Genomic DNA, 19246 nt, shown 5'->3' with positions numbered 1-19246 from the left:
TTCTTTCTCAACGTTTCTACCCGTATGAAACCGGCTTTCCTGCAAACCACCCGAACGGAGTCTGGCAAAACCTGGCGATTCAGAACGTTCATGAACTGGTATCCGATGTATTTCGGCACCGGTGGGAAAATCCTGTTCTGGTCGGGAGACTGGCGGGAGGTGCACCTACGCCTACGCCGGAACATCTGGAGCTATAACTACGTCGGGACAATTTTTGGCGGCAGCCTGTTTTCGGCCTCTGACCCGTTCTACATGCTGATGCTATATCATGTGCTGGGTCGCGATTTTGTGGTGTGGGATAAAGCAGCCAGCATCCGTTTCCGGAAGCCCGGCCGTACAACCCTCTATGCCAGGTACGTCCTCACTGAAGATCTGATCGACGGAATCCGGGCCGATGTGGCTGCCCATGGCCAGACTGAACGCGTGTTGCCACTGGAATGGGTCGATGCCAATGGGGTTGTGCACGCGCAGATCGAACGGACGCTCTACGTGGCCGATAAACAACATTACGAACTGAAAAAGCAGGATCGCCAGTCGTCGCGGTTTGATCGGAAAGCATGATCACAGAACATCGGGTAACGGTTCAGCGAACGGCTCGCTACTACACACTGGGCGCATCTGCCGAGACGTCGGACCGGCCGGGTACGTTGTCGAAGCAGACGCGCCGGATTTGGTTTGTCCTGCATGGCTATGGTCAGCTGGCTCAGTACTTCATCCGTCGGTTCGACGTAGTAGCCAATAACGAAACGCTGATTGTGGCCCCTGAGGGGCTATCGCGGCTCTACACTGACCAGCAATCCGGGAAAGTAGGGGCTTCGTGGCTCACCCGCGAGGATCGCGACAACGAAGTGATCGATTACGTAGCGTACCTCGATCAGGTACTGGCTTCGGTTCTCGGCGAACACTCGCTTGATGGGCTGGAAGTAACGCTGATGGGCTTTTCACAGGGGGCGTCAACCGTCTGTCGCTGGCTCGATAACAGCAGGCAGATTCGTGCCGATCGATTAATTCTCTGGGCAGGCTATTTCCCCAACGGCCTGAGCGACATTCTGAGCCCGAAAACAATCATTGATCTGCCGGTGGCTTACGTGTATGGCGATCAGGATGAGTACATCAGCCAGTTGAGCGACATCGGGCAGTACCTAAATCGGCTAAAGACCGATGTCCCACAACTGGAGTTGATTCCTTTTCACGGCAGGCACGTTGTGAACCGGGACGTATTGAAAACGTTAGTTGACCGACACTAAGTCGATCTGAAAAACCAGAATTGAATTGGCGGGGATACCGGCCTGTTCCTGATCGCCGTAGGCCAGGCTGGGTGGTAAATAAAGCGTAATACTACCCCCCGGCGCAATGAGCGGAATTCCTTCCTGCCAGCCAACAATAAGCTGATTCAGGCCGAAGCTGACATCGTTACCACTATCAAAGCTGGTTCCGTTGGTGAGCGCTCCTTTATAATTGACCGTCACCGTTGAACAAACTGTTGGCTTCGTTCCCGAACCGGGCGCCTTCACTGAATAATAAAACCCACGCGGATCGGCAGTGGCGCTGATGTGATTTGAGCTGATGTATTGTTTGAGGGTGGCCAGTTCGGCTTCGGGTGCTTTGATCGTAACCGCTGCAGTATCGCAGGGCCTCTGATCGCCCGTTTGGCAACTGCTACTGAGCCAGATAAGGGCCAGAAAGGCAATTGAACTCTTTTTTACGCGCTGTATCATAAACGGCAAGTTACTCTTTTTCGCGGAGGAGGTCGGCATCATAGTGCTATAGAAAACGGGTTTTTGTTGCCAGCCGTCCCGGTCAAAACTGTCAGAACACCCGTCATTCGTGCTCGATACGACTGGCTGAGCGGCTGAAATAACCCTGTTTATTTTTCCGTGCGGCAAGGAGTTCAACAACCTTATACTCATTAAATGAATTATTTATCATCTTGGTCGACAGTTGCCCGGTTCATCTACCTGGTATACCCCCGAGAAACATTCAATTTAGTATGACTGGTGAGGAGCAAGAGTTCATTGCTGCCGAGAACGAGCGGTTAACATTTGCGCTTGAGGCAGCAGGCGTTGGTACCTGGGACTATGATCTGCAGACCGGACAGGCGCAGTGGTCATCGCTTTGTAAACAATTTTTTGGATTGCCTCCCGATGCTCAGGTAACGGCAACCGATCTCCTGGCGCGGGTTCACAGCGACGATCGGGCCTGGGTTGACCAGGCCAACAGGCAGGCGCTTAGCCCGGATGGCACGGGGCAGCACCGCATCACCTATCGAACGATGAACCCCGACGGTACGCTGCGTTGGGTAGAAGCCAAAGGAAAAACAGTACGTAATGCGCAGGGGAAGGCCATCCGATTTAGTGGCATCGTGCAGGATGTTACCCAGACGGTTACGGCCAACCAAAAGATCGAACAAGTCCAATGGCAGGTGCTTGCTTCGTTCGAGCAGGCGCCGGTTGCTATGGCCTTATTCAGTGGCCCTCAGTTTGTGATCACCATGGCCAATGATCGGGTGCTGGAATATTGGGGGCGAGTGCGTGAACAGGTGCTGAACAAGCCGCTGTTCGACGCGCTCCCCGAAATTCGTCAGCAAGGGTATGAAGAGTTGTTGACGGGTGTGTATACGACCGGAAAGCGGTTTGTGGCCAAAGAGCTTTCGGTCATCCTGGAGCGTAAGGGAAAACTGGAACGTACCTACATCGATTTCGTCTACGAGCCATTTTATGGGGTAGACAGCGCCATCACAGGGGTGAGCGTGGTCTGCATTGAAATTACCGACCAGGTGCTGGCCCGTCAGAAGATGGACGATGAGCAAAACCGGTTAACTACTATTCTGAACGAAATGCCGGTTGGGGTACTGATCGCCAGGCCAGTTGGCGAACTGATCTTTATCAATCAACAGGTCGAGCGAATATTCCGCCAACCAATTCCGAAAAGCCGCCACATCGAGGCCTATGAGCAGTGGCCGCTCTTCAACCCACTGACGGGCGAGCCCTTTACCGTTGCGGAGCTGCCAATGACCCGCACGTTGCGGAGTAGGGAGGTGGTTACCGGCGTAGAGATGAAACTTCGGCGGGGTGATGGTTCGTGGGGCTATGTCAGCGTGAATAGTGTACCCGTTCTGGATAACGACGGACAGTTGCTCTACGGGGTGCTTGCCTTTGTTGATATAACAGAGCGAAAACAGGCTGAAGCAGCCGTAATAGAGGCCGATCGGCGGAAAGGTGAATTTCTGGCCACGCTGGCTCATGAGTTGCGCAATCCACTGGCACCCATTCGGAACACCTTACAGATACTGAGGCTGACAGACCAGACGAAGCAGTTGGTCAGCGCAGCCGTAGAGCTGATGTCGAGGCAGGTAGACCAGTTGGTACGCATGGTCGATGATCTGCTTGATGTGAGCCGTATCGGGCAGCGTAAGCTTGGGCTCCGGTTAGAACGGGTTGAGTTGAATCAGGTAGTGCGGCAGGCCGTAGACGCAAACAGTATGCTCTTTGAACAGAGCGACCGTGAGCTTACCGTATCAATACCAATCAGCCCTGTTTATCTCCAGGCAGACGCTACTCGCCTGACGCAGGTAATCAGTAATCTGCTGAACAATGCCGTTAAGTTCACTCCTCAGGGCGGCCATATCTGGCTGTTGGTAGAACGACTGGAAACCGAAGCCCTGTTGTCTGTCCGGGATACGGGAATAGGAATAGCGGCCGAGCAGTTAGAGGCAATATTCGAGATGTTCGTGCAGGCTGATACATCGCTTGAGCGTAGCCAGAGTGGGTTAGGACTTGGACTGACCCTGGTAAGGCAACTGGTCAGTTTACACGGCGGCCGGGTTGAGGCCCATAGTAATGGCCCTCAGCAGGGCAGCGAATTCAGGGTGTTTCTACCCCTATCGGTTGAGCCGGTGCCCACACGGCAGAGCGGCAGTGCCAGTCTCGAACGGCCGATAACCGGCCGACGTATTTTGGTGATTGACGATAATCCGGACGCTACAACTACGCTGGCAATGCTATTGAAGGTTAAAGGCCATCAGGTAACCACCAGGAACGATGGCAGAGAAGGCATTGCTGCTGCTGAATGTGAACGGCCCGAAGTCATTGTGCTTGATATCGGCATGCCAAATCTCAACGGCTACGAGGTATGCCGGTTGATTCGTGGACAACCCTGGGGACAATCGATGCTGATCATCGCTCTGACGGGTTTCGGATTCGATGAAGACAGGCGGCTCAGTAAAGAAGCAGGATTCGACGCACACCTGGTTAAGCCACTGGATCTGGCGGCATTAACCCAATTACTATCAACCCTGCCTGACAATCAGTAATGGTACATACTAAACGAACCCCCCCGCACACAATCTGTATACGGGGGGCGTATTTGCGTATTCATCGGCGGCTCGAGCCATGGTCTCTGCCGTGAAGTAAGTAAAAAGAGCCTTTATATGGTTGATAATAAAGGAATTGTAATTTTTCTGTATTGCCAGGGCACAAACTGTGCCCAAATACGAACGAAAGCTGAGACACAAGACAGGAATGGCGTAACGGTCATCGGTCAAACTTTAAATTCTGTACCCGTACGGCATTGAGAATGGCCAGCATAGCTACGCCTACATCAGCGAAAACAGCTTCCCACATCGTTGCCAGACCACCCGCTCCTAACATCAGCACAATTCCCTTGACAACCAATGATAGAGTGATATTCTGCCAGACTATTCGGCGTGTGGCCTGGCCAATTGCAATAGCCATTGCAATTTTTGCTGGTTCGTCATTCTGGATAATTACGTCGGCAGTTTCGATAGTGGCATCTGAGCCTAGACCGCCCATAGCCATTCCTACATCGGCCAGCGCCACCACTGGCGCGTCGTTGACGCCGTCGCCCACGAAGGCCAGTTTTGCCTTTGGGTTAGTAGCCAAGTCGGCTTTCAGCCGCTCAACCTGAGCTACTTTATCTTCGGGCAGCAGATCGCCGTGCCATTCGTCAACGCCAACCTGCTTAGCTACCACCTCGACGACGGCCGATTTATCACCCGACAGCATGACCGTGCGAATACCGTCGGCCTTCAGCCGGTTTACCGCCTCGGCAGCATCTGCTTTTATCTCATCGGCAATGGTGAAGTACCCGGCAAATTGCCCGTCAATGGCAGTCATGACAATGGTGTAGGGAATCGTTGTCAGGGCCTCGTCAAACGTGACCCCGAACTTCCTGAGCAGTTTGGCATTACCCGCCAGCATCTCTTTCCCCTCAACAAGACCTTTCAACCCGTGCCCGGCAATCTCCTCGACATTTTCAACCGGAACCGATTCATAGCCTTTCCCCGCATACTCGATAATCGCCGTAGCGACGGGGTGAGTTGATTTACTTTCCAGCGCCGCCGTTAATCGGGCCAGTTCTTTGGGGGCGAGGCGTACGGATTTTACCTCCTGGACCTTAAATACGCCTTTGGTCAACGTACCTGTCTTGTCCATGACGACCGTCTTCAACTGAGTCATCAGATCCAGAAAGACGGATCCCTTGAAGAGGATACCCTGTTTCGACCCAGCCCCAATACCGCCGAAGTAGCCCAGAGGAATGGAGATTACCAGTGCGCAGGGGCAACCGATGACCAGGAATACCAGGCCCCGGTAGAGCCAGTCGGCAAAGCGGTAGTCAGCCACGAAGAAGTAAGGCAATACGGTCACTAGCAGGGCCAGAACACAGATCGCCGGAGTGTAGATTTTGGCGAAACGGGCAATAAACTCCTGGGTCTGCGCCTTTCGGCCGGTAGCCTGCTGCACGAGTTTGAGAATGCGCGACAGTTTAGAGTCCTGATAGGGCGTAGTCACGTCCATCTCGACCAACGACTGCCGGTTAATCATACCTGCCAGCACCGCCTCTCCTTTGGCAATGGAGCGGGGAACGCTTTCGCCTGTCAACGCCGCCGTATCGAACGTACCTGACTCGGAGCGCATGGTACCATCAAGCCCCACTTTCTCTCCGGCTTTAATCTGGATGACGTCGCCAACGCCAACCGTAGCCGCTTTAACGGTTTGGGCCTGTCCATTTCGGAGAACGGTCACCTCATCGGGTCGTACGTCCAGTAGGGCTTTGATTGAGCGACGCGCCCGAAGCACGGCGGCATCCTGAAACAACTCTCCGATGGTATAAAATAACATCACGGCTACGCCTTCGGGGTATTCCCGAATCCCAAACGCGCCTAGTGTCGCTACGCCCATCAGGAAAAATTCGGTGAACACGTCACGGTTCAGGATACTGCTCCACGCCCGCTTCAGCACCGGCCAGCCAACGGGGAAATAGGCCACTATGTACCAAATCAGCCGCCATGGGTCGCGGAACCAGCTTTGAGCGTAACTATCCAGTGCAATGCCCCCCAGCAGGAATACCAGGCTACTAATAGCGGGCGTATAGGTACGCCAGGTTTGCTCCGGTCCTTTTTTGGCAGGAGCAGCGTCGGCGGCTGGCGTTGTGCCATCTTCAATTAAATCAACATCGTCACCGTGATCGTGTCCGTCGCCATGGTCATGTTCGTGTGCCATACGTAGTTTTAGAGTTCTATAAAAAATGTAATAATGCCGAGGCCAATCAAAATGCCTCCGGTTATGCGTTTTTCGTTGCGGTCAAGCCAGTGCCAGTCGACGCGGGCTAATCCCCGGTACGACAGGGCAGTTAGCCCCGCCATGAAGGCGATGGTCACGGTGGTATAAGCTATCGCCAGCGTGGTAATGGCGGGCCAGCCCAGCGTTCCAGCGGAGAAGAAGAAGGTTTCAATCTCCAGACAGGGAGAGAACAGCATCGCCACTGACAGGGAAGTAATGATGGTTGCTTTGGAACGGCCGGCCAATCCCCTGGGTACGTGCTCGTGGGGCATGTTGGCGTTGTGCATGGCAACATAAATGAGACCCATGAAGACCAGCAGCGATGAGGCCATCAGCCGGGCCTGCGCTTCCAGTTGCTCGGATACATTCATGCCGATAGCGCCGATAGCCACCCCCAGCACCACTGTACTAAGCGTGTGGAAAAAGCCGCTTATGACCACTACACCCAACGTTTCCCGTTCCGACCAGTTTTCGGCGCGGCCAATAAGCACGACCGGCAGCCAGTGGTTAGGGATTGCGGCGTGGGTTGATCCTAGTAAAATGCTGCCTATCAGTAAGTTCCAGAGCATCTGTTCCGTGTTTATCGACGCTTGCTATTAATGGTCGTGGCCACCCCCTTCATCACCGCCACCGCTCGCCGACAGGATGTCGTAGGCACCAGCCAGTACTACCTGCGCATCAGCCGTCATACCACTGGGCAACGCCACAGACCGGTAGCCGTTTTGGGCTGTTCCGGCCCGTACAGGCACCGGCCGGAAACGGTAGTGGGTCTGATCCTGGCGGGATTCTTTTCCGGCAAACACAAAAATTTGATTGCTGGTACCCGCCTGCACCACCGCTGCCTCAGGCAGGGCAGGTTCGGTAGCGGCGCCCGTCTCGATAGATGCTTTCAGAAAGGTGCCTGGTCGTAGACTACCGGACACCGGATTGTCGAGACTTGCGTAGACCTTGACCGTGCGGTCGGGACTAACTTCCCGGTTGATGAGCTTGATGCGCCCCATCCGTTCGCCCGCCGTGCCGACTACCGACAGCCGCACACGCTGGCCAACCTGCATCCGGGTCAGATCGGCCTCAAAGACTGTCAGTTCAGCCAATAAGCCAGTAGTGTCCATGATCTCAAACAGGACGTCGTTGGCCGCTACGAAACTGCCCCGGTTCACGTTGACCTGGGTAAGCGTGCCGCCAATGGGTGCCCGAACGCTGAGGCTGCGGGTAATGGTTTCGGGCGTCAGGTTAGCCGGGTTCAAGCCCAAAATAGCCAGTTGCTGACGCAGTCCGCCCGCCCGCGCCCGCAACGTACCCAGCTGTGCGGTTGCCTGTTGCAGCGTTTTCAGAGCGCCTACGTTCTCGCGGCTCAGCTCATTTTGCCGCTCAAACTCCTGCTGCTGGTAGGTCAGTTGACTGATCGTTTCCAGATACTCCTGCTGGATGCGAATAAACTCGGGGTTTTCTAATATTGCCAGCGTTTGTCCCCGCCGCACCGCTGTGCCAGCCAGCAGATTAGCCGATCTGAGAATTCCCCCGTATGGCGTGGCGATCGACACCTGTTGACCGGGCGGCACGGTCAGCGACCCGTTAACGCGGATCAGCTGGCTCATTTGTCGCCTTTCCAGTCTGCCTAGTTTTACGCCGACGGCCTGGTATTGGGCTTCGGTCAGCTCGATCAGACCGGCTTCGTCGTGGTCGGCTTCAACCTTGGCCGTATCTGTTTGGGCGGTAGTAGAACCCTTTCTAGCCGCGTTTTCGGCTGATTCGTGCTTACAGGCAGTTCCCATGAACAGGGTAAGCCATGTGGCAGTAATAATGAGGTGGCTTCGTTTCATTAGTCGGTTTGCCCCAACAGAAAGTCGAGGCTGATTAAGGTTTGATTGAGGTCATTGCGCGCAGCCAAGTAGCCGGTCTGGATCTCGCTGACGGTTCGCAGGTTTTGTAGCAGTTCGACGTTTCCGATCTCGCCAGCCCCGTAGGCTCTGGTTACCTGCTCTCTAATCAGGGTGGCCTGTGGTAGCGCCGATTCGCGGTAGTAAATCAATGCCTGCTTGTTTTTCTGGTAGGTTTGAACGGTCGTGGCTAACTCTCCTTCCAGGGTATGTTGCCGAGCGGTGCGCTGCGCTTCAGCTCGTCGCTGACTGATGCGAGTGGCTTCTAGGCGAGCTTTGAGGGGCTTGGCGAATAAAGGGATCGATACACCCACTTGCCCATAGGTAAAGCGGTTGCCAAACCCATAGAACTGCTCGCCCGCTCCGTCGGGAAGCGTCTGGAATCCCTGTAGTGACTGATTTGCTATCCCCAGCGTAAAGTCGGGTTTGAGCCGGGCGGCTTCTACGTCGGTTTCACGCCGGAAAATGTCGATCTGGCTGTTCAGCTGAGCCAATTCCGGGTTTTGGGCCAGCAATGAGGAATCGATCTGGGGTAGTATCCGTTCAGTTAATGGCGTGTCGGGAAGGGTAGGCGGGGTCGGCAATGCCAGCAGCGTCTGTAACTGTCTGGCCAGTATCTGCGTGTCCAGCTTATTCTGAAGCAAAGCAGTCTGCGCCTGCCGGCACTGCACCTGGGCGGCGGTCAGTTCCAGCAGGGTACCTTCGCCGGTTCGTCGACGTACCTCTGCTCCCCGGGCTATGGCGTCGTACAAACTGTCCTGACTGCGCAGAAAACCGGCTAACGATTGTACGTACCACAACTGATGGTATGTGGCTTTCACCTGCCGGGTCAACTCAACGTAAGAAAGGCGACCTTCGGCTTCGGCTCCCCGGGCGCGGGCATCGGCCAGCGAACGTAGCCCCCGCACCAGCGCTGGATTAGGCAAGCGCTGAGCCACAGTAAACGACTGGTCGATGTACCGACTGTTGTACTGGCCGAAGGTCATGCCCACGTCGGTTTTACCCACATCACCCGCCGTACCTCGTAGCGCCTGCTGATAGCCAACGCTGAGCTGCGAGACGCGCACCAACGGGTTGTTGGCACTTGCCTGCCGCAGGGCCTCAGCCAGCAGTATACCTTTGCCGCTGCCTGGCGAAGGGAGAGTAGCCCCTTGAGCCGCAACCTGTGCTTTAACCAGGGGTGACCACAAACTACTTATAGCGAAAAGCCCCAGTATGAACCAGCCTGCTACCGAGGCGGGGACAGATACGGATGCTGAATTGGGCTTTGGCCGACCAAATTGCCGACCAAACCGCCGCTCGACCAGTACATATAGCACCGGCAAGACAAACAAGGTCAGTAGGGTAGCCGAAACCAGGCCCCCAATGACCACCGTTGCCAGCGGTTTCTGCACCTCGGCCCCGGCCGAACTCGACAGAGCCATTGGCAAAAAGCCCAGTGAAGCTACCGCAGCGGTCATCAGTACGGGTCGCAATCGCACGGCCGTTCCCTCGAAGATGACGTTAACCAGATCGGCTTCACCCGCCAGCCGGAGCCGGTTGAACTCACCGATCAGCACGATGCCATTCAGTACGGCTACCCCGAATAAAGCAATGAAGCCCACCCCCGCCGAAATGCTGAACGGCATACCGCGCAGCCACAGGGCCAGCACTCCGCCAATGGCTGCCAGCGGAATAGCTGAGAAAATCAGTAATGACTGCCGTACGGAGCCTACGGTGAGAAACAGCAGGAGAAAGATCAGGGCCAGCGCTGCTGGCACGGCGATCGACAAGCGTTCGCGGGCTTCGATCAGGTTCTCGAACTGGCCGCCGTAGGTGACGTAATAGCCGGGTGGGAACTTGATCTGACTAGCCAGTTTCTCCTGCAACTCCAGCACCACGCTTTCCACATCTCGTCCCCGAACGTTAAACCCCACCGTTAACCGTCGTTTGGCATCTTCACGCTGGATCTGGTTCGGGCCGGGTTGTAGCTCTACGCTGGCCAGTTGTGACAGCGGCACAGCGGGACCGTCGGCAACAGGAATAGTAAGAGCCCGCACGTCGTCAATACTGCCCCGTTCATGTTCGGCCAGCCGTACCGTTAGTTCATAACGCCGTTCACCTTCATACACCAGACCCGCACTCTGTCCGGCGAAAGCTGACGCCACAGTCTGATTTACTTCGTCTACGCTCAAACCGTGGCGGGCCAACGCCTCCCGATCCACCTTCGCCACGATCTGGGGCAACCCCGACACTTGTTCCACGTAGCGGTCGGTTGCGCCTGCCACGCCCCCAACCAGGTTATTGATCTTTTTGGCCAGCCGGGTCAACTCGGTTAGGTCTTCCCCAAAAACCTTGATGGCTACATCTTGTTTGGCGCCCGAAATAAGCTCGTTAAAGCGCATCTGAATGGGTTGTTGAAACCCGAACTCTACGCCCGGAATGGATTCGAGGGCCTCGGCCATTTTAGCGGCCAGTTCCTCCATACTGCTTGCCGATTTCCACTCGCTTTGGGGGGTGAGAAGTACCATCAGGTCGCAGGCTTCTACGGGCATGGGGTCAGTGGGGATTTCGCCTGCCCCAATTTTGCCGATGACCTCGCGCACTTCGGGAAACTGCTTGCGCAGCAACCGGCCTGCCTGAAGGGATTTGTCGATGGTTTGGGTCAGCGAGCTGCCCGTGCGTACCCGAAGCTCAACAGCAAAGTCACCCTCATTGAGTTGCGGAATAAATTCGCCTCCCAGCGTGGTAAACAACCATACCGCACCCGCCAGCAGTACCATAGACATGGCCAAAACGAGAGCTTTCAGGCGCATCGTTCTACGCAACAGTGGCTGGTACCGACGCTGAAAGAAGCCCATAAGGCGATCGGAGAACGTCTGTTTGTGGGTGATCGTCTTGCTTAAGAAAAGGGCCGACATCATGGGGACGTAGGTCAGCGACAGGATAAATGCCCCCGCAATGGCAAAAACGACTACCTGCGCCATCGGCCTGAACATCTTGCCTTCAATGCCTACTAACGCCAGAATGGGCAGGTAAACAATCAGGATGATAATTTCGCCGAAAGCCGCTGAACTGCGGATGCGGCTCGCCGATTCATACACCTCCTCGTTCATTTGCTGCTGCGTGAGCCGGGCTACCTGAACCAGCCCTAAATGGTGCAGCGATGCTTCGACAATGATAACGGCTCCATCTACGATCAGGCCGAAGTCAATGGCACCCAGGCTCATGAGGTTGCCCGATACACCAAAGAAATTCATCATACTGATTGCAAAGAGCATAGCCAGCGGAATCACCGAAGCCACAATCAAACCCGCGCGCAGATTGCCCAGAAACAGGATCAGGACGAGAATGACGATCAATGCGCCTTCGATCAGGTTCCGGCTTACTGTACTGATCGCTCGATCGACGAGTTCGGAACGGTCCAGAAAAGCGTGAATATCTACGCCTTCGGGTAGGGTTCGACGAATTTGCTCAATGCGGGTTTTTACCTGCCCGATCACCACATTGGCGTTTTGCCCTTTGAGCATGAGCACCAGACCGCCGACTGCTTCCCCTTCGCCGTTCCTCGTCAGAGCCCCGTAGCGTACGGCTGAGCCAAACTGAACAGTGGCCACATCGCGAATCAGGATGGGGGTACGTCCGCTGGTGCGCCGAACCACAATCCGCCCGATGTCGTCCAGATTAGTTACCAGCCCCTCAGTACGAATAAAGTAAGCGCTGGGCTTTTTGTCGATGTAGGCCCCGCCGGTATTCTGGTTGTTGCGCGAGAGGGCGGTAAACAGATCGCCGATGCTCAGACCGTAAGACCGCAGCCGGTCGGGGTCGATCGCTATTTCGTATTGCTTTACTAATCCGCCGAAACTGCTCACATCAGCCACGCCGGACGTACCCAGAAGTTGCCGCCGAACCACCCAATCCTGGATAGATCGAAGTTCAGTGGGCGAGTAGCGGTTGTCGAAACCCGGTCTGGCATAGAGGACGTACTGGTAAATCTCACCCAGTCCCGTTGATACCGGCCCGATGGTGGGCTCGCCCGTTCCAGCCGGAATCTGACTGCGAGCATCAACCAGCCGCTCGCTAATTTGCTGCCGGGCCCAGTACAGATCGGTTTTATCGTTAAAAACGATGGTGACAACTGATAACCCGAATCGCGATATAGACCGTACCTCAACAACTTCAGGTACGGTAGCCATCGTCTGTTCGATTGGGAAGGTAACGAGCCGTTCAATCTCCTGGGCGGCCAGCGATGGGCTGCGCGTAATGATCTGTACCTGGTTGTTGGTAATATCGGGCAGTGCGTCGATGGGGAGGCGACTGAGTGAATAGCCACCCCAAATCACCAGGGCTAGCGTTAGTAGCCCCACAATGAGTTTATTCTGAATGGAAAATAGAATGATGCGATCCAGCATAGTGAGATCTGAACAGGTTGGTAACAAGAAGATGCTGTATATGCGCAATCGCACAACTGCGCCCCTCGCAGAAGGGTGTAGTCGAGTCAATAGCCATAAACGGAAAGGGTGTTCAGACCCGAAGTTGGGGGGGCTGCCAAATGGCAGTGATCGGATTGAGCGGGTGAACCGGCGCGTAGGTAAATAAAGCTACGGCTATCGTCACTAGGTCGACCGAAGGGAGAAGTGAGTAGTGAAAGCGAGAAACAACGGTAATAGTGACGGCGCAGCAGGCACAGGTGCAGAAAGGCGTGCACCTGTCGTGTTCGTGATGAGACCGTTCCGATCCTGCAGCCGCTACGATCATGGCTTGCTCCGTCTGCCCATCGAGGAGCAGAGGTCCATCTGAACAGGGCCATAACGACAACCCAAGCAGATACACAGACAGTATGAGGGTGAGCCACTTCACAGTCTCAAAGGTACGCCGCCAGCTTATGCAACAGGTAGTCAAAAACCAACTTGTCCTAAATAAGCTGCTGGAACGTTCCACGACCGCCCGATTCCCAACCTCTGAGTGGGCCAGAAAATGGGAGAGGCTCATACAGGGCAAAAAGTACACGGGCGCTCATACCCTGTTAGGTACACTAAAGGTTTAAATCAGAGCTAAATGAACGCCCCGTTTTCCTGTAATAAACACCCGGACATTTACTAAAAAACCCTGTATACTAGCCGTATACAGGGTTTTGCTGCAGATTCTTCAATGAACGAATTAAGACTCAACCGTGGAAGAAATCTTTCATCTTTTCGAAAAAACCTTTGTCGCTTTTGTTTGGCCTAGGGTGGAAGTTTGGTGATACCCGCAGCTTCTCCAGAATACCACGTTCTTCGGAACTGAGTGTTTTGGGCGTCCAGACATTCACATGAATCAGCTGGTCGCCGCGGCCGTATCCGTTCAGGTCTTTAATACCTTTGCCTTTCAGGCGAAGTATTTTGCCACTTTGCGTACCGGCTTCCAGCGTAATACGGGCCCGCCCGTCGATTGTCGGCACTTCAACACTGGTGCCCAGCGCTGCATCGACAAAATTGACATACAGATCGAACACCACGTTAGTACCGTCGCGTTTCAGATCGTCGTCCTCTTCTTCTTCAACAACGATCAGCAGGTCGCCGGCTACACCGCCGCGTGGGGGTACGTTACCTTTACCGCCTACCGACAGTTGAATGCCTTCCGATACGCCCGCCGGAATTTTAATCGGGATAACGTCTTCCTGCAGTACGCGTCCTTCGCCGTGGCAAACGTCGCACCGGTCGGTTACCAGTTTGCCTTCGCCGTTACAGGTACCACAGGTAGCCGTAGAAACCATCTGCCCCAGCATGGTATTGACCACCTTGCGGGTTTGGCCCGTTCCCTGACAGGTTTGGCAGGTTTGAACGGCCGTGCCGTTTTTTGAGCCGTTTCCGCCGCAAGTCTGGCAGGCAACGTGCCGTTTAACCTTAATCTTTTTCTCAACACCGTTCGCAATTTCCTGGAGGTCGAGTTTCAGCTTGATACGCAGATCAGAACCGCGACGAACGCGCTGCCGTTGCTGACCACCGCCACCACGCCCACCGCCGAAGAACGACCCAAAGGGAGATTCATCGCCGAAAATATCGCCGAACTGACTGAAAATATCATCCATCGATGGCCCACCAGCGCCGCCGCCAGCCGCTCCGCCAAGTCCGGCATGCCCAAACTGATCGTAGCGCGCCCGTTTATTATCGTCGCTCAGGACATCGTATGCCTCCGCAGCCTCCTTGAATTTCTCCTCGGCAGTGGGGTCATCCGGGTTTTTATCCGGGTGGTGCTTGATCGCCATCTTGCGGTACGCCTTCTTAATGTCGTCCGCTGAGGCTTTCTTGTCAATCCCCAGAATCTCGTAAAAATCGCGTTTCGTTGCCATCTCTTAAGAAATTAAGAAGTAAGCGTTAAGAAGGTAAGAACAGTCCGCCGCTCTCACTTCTTAACGCATACTTCTTAATTCATCTATGCTCCTACAATCACTTTAGCGTAGCGGATAACCTTATCATTAAGCAGGTACCCTTTTTCAATTTCGTCAATTACTTTGCCTTTCAGGTCTTCGGTAGGGGCGGGGAACTGCGTTACAGATTCGTGCAGATCGGCATTGAATGGCTCGCCTTTGCTGGTCATCGGCTTCAGGCCTTTGTTTTCCAACACCTTCGTAAGTTTGCTGTAAATCAGATTGATGCCTTCCTTGGCAGCGGCAACGTCAGTTGTAGAGTCGAGCGCCTGCATGGCTCGCTCGAAATCATCGACTACGGGCAGCAGGGTTACCATCAGACCTTCGCTGGCGGTTGATATCAACTCCAGCTTTTCTTTGGCCGTGCGCCGACGGAAATTCTCAAAATCAGCGTATAGGCGCAGGTATTTATCTTTCATTACCGCCAGTTCAGAGCCAATGGCTTCGGCCGGTTCAGTTACTTCGTCGGTCACGCCGCCGTTAATAACTTCTGCCTCTTCGGTTGTAATGGGTTCGGTTGAGTTGTCAGGTTGTGGTACAGACTCGTCCACAATGTCTTTATTTTCCATACAAACAGGTCGTATTTCTCGCTAAATCGGGTTGCAAAGGTAGGTGCAAATCCACTGCCAATTCTATTCAGGCTGACAAGATGGCACATTGGGAACGACAACGCACGCTGCTACTGTACGGTCAGGTACAGCGATTGAACCGTTGCCTGGTCTGTTTTAGCTTCGATTACCCGTTGTATGGCTTCAGGAAGGTTTGCCAGAAGATCGTATCCTGTTCGTTGCTCGATCTGATCAACATTCACCCGGTAGTCTGACCACTTCTCGTCGCCAACGGCGTTGGTATTGGGCATCCAGACGGCAATTACGCGGGTTTGTCCGTTGATCCGTTGCAGATCATTACTGCCGACGGGTAACACCACGATGACTTTCCAGAGAGCAGCCGGTACGGTTAGCTTGCCTCCGGCTAGTGTGGTTGCTGCCCCGTTATTGCCCGTTCCGCCTTGTCCGGTGCTTCCGGCGATGATATAGCATTCGTTGCCGGATGCCAGCAATGACCGGGTGTAATCTTCCAGTAACCGCCAGCTTTGCTGATTAAAGCGTGGCGCCTGTGGTACAATGTTCGAGAGGGTGAATGTCACGCGGTTTTCATCCGCCGTTGAGTCGCGATCATCTGACGGACACAGATGCCCCCGGTCGAAACCAGAGTTGGTGTAATCAGCATGACGTACCTGGTAGGCACCAGCCGGTAGCGTTGTTTCGGGAATAAAATTGCCGCTGTAACGGTCAGCTGCCCCTTTCCAGGCCGTAGACAGATGCCAGCTTACCCAATTGGCACCGCCGCGACCGGCGTTGTAGCCAATGACAAACATCCCTTTATCAATCAGGTAATTGTTCACATCCGACGTACCTGCGTTTGAGGGGTTTCCCAGGGCCAGGTTATTATCCCGCGTTGGAAGAGTCGAACCTGATGTGTTTACGTCGGTTTGCTTACAGCCGGGCAGGCTCATAACCAGTATGAGCAGGCTGGTCATGTATATTGAAACTAACTTCATATGTTGAATGATGCTTGTAGGCAAAGTTCACTCAACTATGGTTAGTTAATGTACTATATGTTCATTTATTCTTTAAAGGCGTAAAAACAGGTCGGCCAATAAAAAAAGCCAGTCCTCATCATGGGACTGGCTTTTTGGTTTACTTAACCTAAACTAATCAAAAAAAATCTTGTAGGCTTAACTGCCTGATTGCATGCGGTTTTTCAGATCGTCGGCGCCGGTGTTACGCTGGCGGGCGGCTTTCACGTTCTGGTTGCCGAAGCGGTAAGTGAACGAGGCCCGAACAACGCGACTTTGCCAGAAGGATTTAATAGCAAAGTCGATATCCTGAAACTTGGCAAGGCCGCTGAATTTATTGCCCCAGAAAATGTCGTTGATATTGAGGCTAAACCGCCCTTTCTTTTCCCAAACCTGCTTTTGAATGCCTATCGACAGGGCGCTTTGTGGCTGGTACCGGTAAAACCCGTAGACGCCGGCGCCGTTGTAGTAGCCACTTACCTCAACCGACATTGTTTTGCTCAAGGTGAGGTTCTGGCTGCTATACACATTCCACGAAGTCTGTTGCAGGGTCAGCAACTGATCATTGTAGTAGGTCTTGTAATTGTTGTAGAAGCCCGACAGGTTGGTCTGCATCTGCCACCACTTCGTCACCTTCACCGGAAAGCTGATCGTCAGATTGATGTTATCCTGATGGTCAATGTTTTCGCTGGTCACATACGTTTTGTTCTCGGCCGGGATCTGGTGGGGCACTTCGCTAATGATGGCGTCGCTGATGCGGCTGTAGGCGAGCGTGGTGATGAACACCTGCTTGAACGTATGCGTCAACTGGAGCGAGTGGGTAAACTGAGGCCGAAGGTTCGGGTTACCCTGCTGATACGTGTACGGATCGAGGAAGAAGATAAAGGGGTTCAGCGTCTGGTAGTTCGGACGGTCGATCCGGCGGCTGTAATTTAGCGACAGGGCGTTGTTCGTATCCAGCTGCTGCGTCAGGAATACGCTGGGGAACAGGTTGGTGTAGGTACGTTCCCGAAGGTCATTCAGCGTTACTGAGTTGCCAACCGATTGGGTATGCTCAAGGCGCAGGCCTGTTTGTAACTGTGTTTTCTTGCCCAGTTTAGTACTGTAATTGGCATAGGCCGCCGATATGTTTTCTGTGTAAATAAATCGGTTCGAGCGGGTTTGGTCAACGGCCCATACGTCTGATTTTGTTTCAAACGTAAGATCGTTGTCTGACTGTACCCGGCTGCTTTTCAGGCCCGCTTCAAACTTTCCAGTCCCTAGTGGGTGGGCGTAATCAAGTTTGGCCACCAGAATGTTGATGCTCGAGGGCATGGTGTTACGCACTGAATCGGGGCGGCCGGTAGCACTTCCATCGGGAGAGAAATACTGCGTACCCAACGTATTGCGCGAACGGCCATCGTAAGTAACGTAGTCGACATCGGCGCTCAGCTCCCGGCCCTTATCGTCAAACTGGTGCTTGGCATTCAGGTTATAATTCAGATTGGTCAGGTTGTTTCCCGTCACACCATTGGTAGAAAACCGGCGTGTCACGGTAAGTTGTTCGTTCAGGATGTCTGTATTGCTTTGTGAGTTGGGCTGATTCCAGGCTTCTGAAAATCCACTGAACAGTAGGCCAATAGTAGTTTTTTTCGACATTGACCAGTCGGTACCCAACTTGAAGTTATGGTTTTGGCTGCTGCTAAACCGGCTGCTGTGTTGATCGAAATACGTTACGTTGCCCTGGTATGGAATGCGGCGATAGATGTCGTTCCGGTTGAAGTTGTTGTATTGCCCGAAACTGTAGGTGCCAAACAGGTTTACTTTCCCTTCGCGGTGGTTCAGGTTCAATGAGGTTGATGCGCGGCCACGACCATTCGGTTGCAGTGTCTGACCGGCACCAATCGTGAAGGTGCCGTTGGTGCCGAAATTCTTATTCTTCTTGAACTTGATATTGATGATGCCTGAGTTACCCGCCGCATCGTACTTCGCTGACGGATTAGTGATTACCTCTAGTTTTTCGACGTTATCGCTGGGGGTATTGCGTAGCAGATTCATCAATTCCTGCGTAGACAGGTAAGAACGTTTGCCATCTATTTCAACGATAACACCACTTTTGCCCCGCACTTTGAGTTCCTCATTCTGCTGATCAACCGTGACACCGGGGGCTTTCTCAAGTACTTCCAGCAGCGTATTGCCTGCAGCAACGGCGCTGTTCTCAACGTTCACAACCATGCGGTCAACCTGTTGCTCAATGAATGGCCGCTTGGCTACCACCGTTACTTCGGCAAGTTTCCGTTGTTCTTCAGCAAGCTTCAGTACGGGCAACTTGATGGTTAGATGATCGGCATCCAGCGAGAATGCCGCCGTGTAGTTTTTCGCGTAACCGACCTGTTGCGCAGCCACCAGATACTGACCGGCTGCGATATGATCAAACAGGTACGTTCCTTCTGCGTCGGCAACGGCACCTTTCACCAGTGTTGAATCACTTGCTTTGACGAGCAGCATCGTTGAAAACGGCAGTGGCTTATCAGCCTGGTCGATGCACTGACCGGAGATTGAGCCTCTGATCGCCTGCTGAGCGTTTGCCAGCGTAGATGAATACCAGTATAGAACGGAGAGTAGAATGACTAATCGCATAAGGAAAGGTGGCCTCGGCCGTTATTGATAGTGTAAAACAAAGGTACTATGCAGTACATAGTACCTTATCTTACATGAACGGCTGGTTTATTGGGATTAGTGGTTTCTGATGATGTGGACTGCCTGGGCGTACTGGGTAGTAGGGCCAACTATACAATAGATGAGCGCATGGGCGGTGTGCGTTGCATGGAGCATGATA

13 protein-coding genes are annotated in these 19246 nt (G+C 53.9%); 3 read left to right on the top strand and 10 right to left on the bottom strand.

The genetic code is table 11. The features are described 5' to 3' along the window. Positions 1-24 precede the first annotated feature (24 nt). Together J2I46_RS22715 and J2I46_RS22710 are read left to right on the top strand one after the other, a co-directional pair. The gene (locus tag J2I46_RS22715; RefSeq protein ID WP_207331352.1) at positions 25-561 is read left to right on the top strand and encodes a DUF4442 domain-containing protein; all 537 of its coding nucleotides are present in this window, start codon (positions 25-27) and stop codon (positions 559-561) included. After that, a complete protein-coding gene (locus tag J2I46_RS22710; protein ID WP_207331351.1) occupies positions 558-1247 on the top strand; it encodes an alpha/beta hydrolase in 690 nt (229 codons plus the stop codon). Before J2I46_RS22715 ends, J2I46_RS22710 begins: the two co-directional genes overlap by 4 nt. Here the strand turns inward: J2I46_RS22710 and J2I46_RS22705 are convergent. Beyond that, positions 1230-1718: an FKBP-type peptidyl-prolyl cis-trans isomerase gene (locus J2I46_RS22705; RefSeq protein ID WP_207331350.1), complete on the bottom strand. Its 489-nt coding sequence runs from the start codon at positions 1716-1718 to the stop codon at positions 1230-1232. The genes J2I46_RS22710 and J2I46_RS22705 overlap by 18 nt on opposite strands. 272 nt (positions 1719-1990) lie before the next feature. On the opposite strand from J2I46_RS22705, the gene J2I46_RS22700 reads away from it, so the two are divergent. Continuing rightward, positions 1991-4312: a PAS domain-containing hybrid sensor histidine kinase/response regulator gene (locus J2I46_RS22700; protein ID WP_207331349.1), complete on the top strand. Its 2322-nt coding sequence runs from the start codon at positions 1991-1993 to the stop codon at positions 4310-4312. Between the two features lie 220 nt (positions 4313-4532). Here J2I46_RS22700 and J2I46_RS22695 read toward each other — a convergent pair whose 3' ends face one another. The 9 genes from J2I46_RS22695 to J2I46_RS22660 form a co-directional block, all read right to left on the bottom strand. Further along, complete coding sequence (locus J2I46_RS22695) at positions 4533-6521, bottom strand: heavy metal translocating P-type ATPase (RefSeq protein ID WP_207331348.1); 1989 nt, start codon at positions 6519-6521, stop codon at positions 4533-4535. An 8-nt stretch (positions 6522-6529) separates the two neighbouring features. Continuing rightward, positions 6530-7150, bottom strand: coding sequence for a hypothetical protein (locus J2I46_RS22690; protein ID WP_207331347.1), 621 nt, complete (start codon positions 7148-7150; stop codon positions 6530-6532). A gap of 27 nt (positions 7151-7177) precedes the next feature. After that, a complete protein-coding gene (locus J2I46_RS22685; RefSeq protein WP_207331346.1) occupies positions 7178-8404 on the bottom strand; it encodes an efflux RND transporter periplasmic adaptor subunit in 1227 nt (408 codons plus the stop codon). Then, on the bottom strand, positions 8404-12852 hold the full coding sequence (locus J2I46_RS22680; protein ID WP_207331345.1) for a CusA/CzcA family heavy metal efflux RND transporter: 4449 nt from the start codon (positions 12850-12852) through the stop codon (positions 8404-8406). Before J2I46_RS22680 ends, J2I46_RS22685 begins: the two co-directional genes overlap by 1 nt. Positions 12853-12964: 112 nt before the next feature. Next, positions 12965-13432 (bottom strand): DUF6660 family protein, encoded by a 468-nt coding sequence (locus J2I46_RS33365; RefSeq protein WP_310589072.1) that lies wholly within the window; start codon positions 13430-13432, stop codon positions 12965-12967. A 175-nt stretch (positions 13433-13607) separates the two neighbouring features. Beyond that, positions 13608-14771, bottom strand: a complete 1164-nt coding sequence (gene dnaJ / locus J2I46_RS22675) for a molecular chaperone DnaJ (RefSeq protein ID WP_207331344.1) — start codon at positions 14769-14771, stop codon at positions 13608-13610. An 83-nt stretch (positions 14772-14854) separates the two neighbouring features. Beyond that, the gene (locus tag J2I46_RS22670) at positions 14855-15418 is read right to left on the bottom strand and encodes a nucleotide exchange factor GrpE (RefSeq protein ID WP_207331343.1); all 564 of its coding nucleotides are present in this window, start codon (positions 15416-15418) and stop codon (positions 14855-14857) included. A 110-nt stretch (positions 15419-15528) separates the two neighbouring features. Next, positions 15529-16410: a DNA/RNA non-specific endonuclease gene (locus J2I46_RS22665; protein ID WP_207331342.1), complete on the bottom strand. Its 882-nt coding sequence runs from the start codon at positions 16408-16410 to the stop codon at positions 15529-15531. 177 nt (positions 16411-16587) lie between these two features. Then, positions 16588-19047, bottom strand: coding sequence for a TonB-dependent receptor domain-containing protein (locus tag J2I46_RS22660; RefSeq protein WP_207331341.1), 2460 nt, complete (start codon positions 19045-19047; stop codon positions 16588-16590). Between the last annotated feature and the right edge of the window lie 199 nt (positions 19048-19246).

Source organism: Fibrella forsythiae, assembly GCF_017353175.1.
Lineage (GTDB): Bacteria > Bacteroidota > Bacteroidia > Cytophagales > Spirosomataceae > Fibrella > Fibrella forsythiae.
Note: the sequence above shows the minus strand (reverse complement) of the source record. Positions and strands in the feature narration are given on the sequence as shown.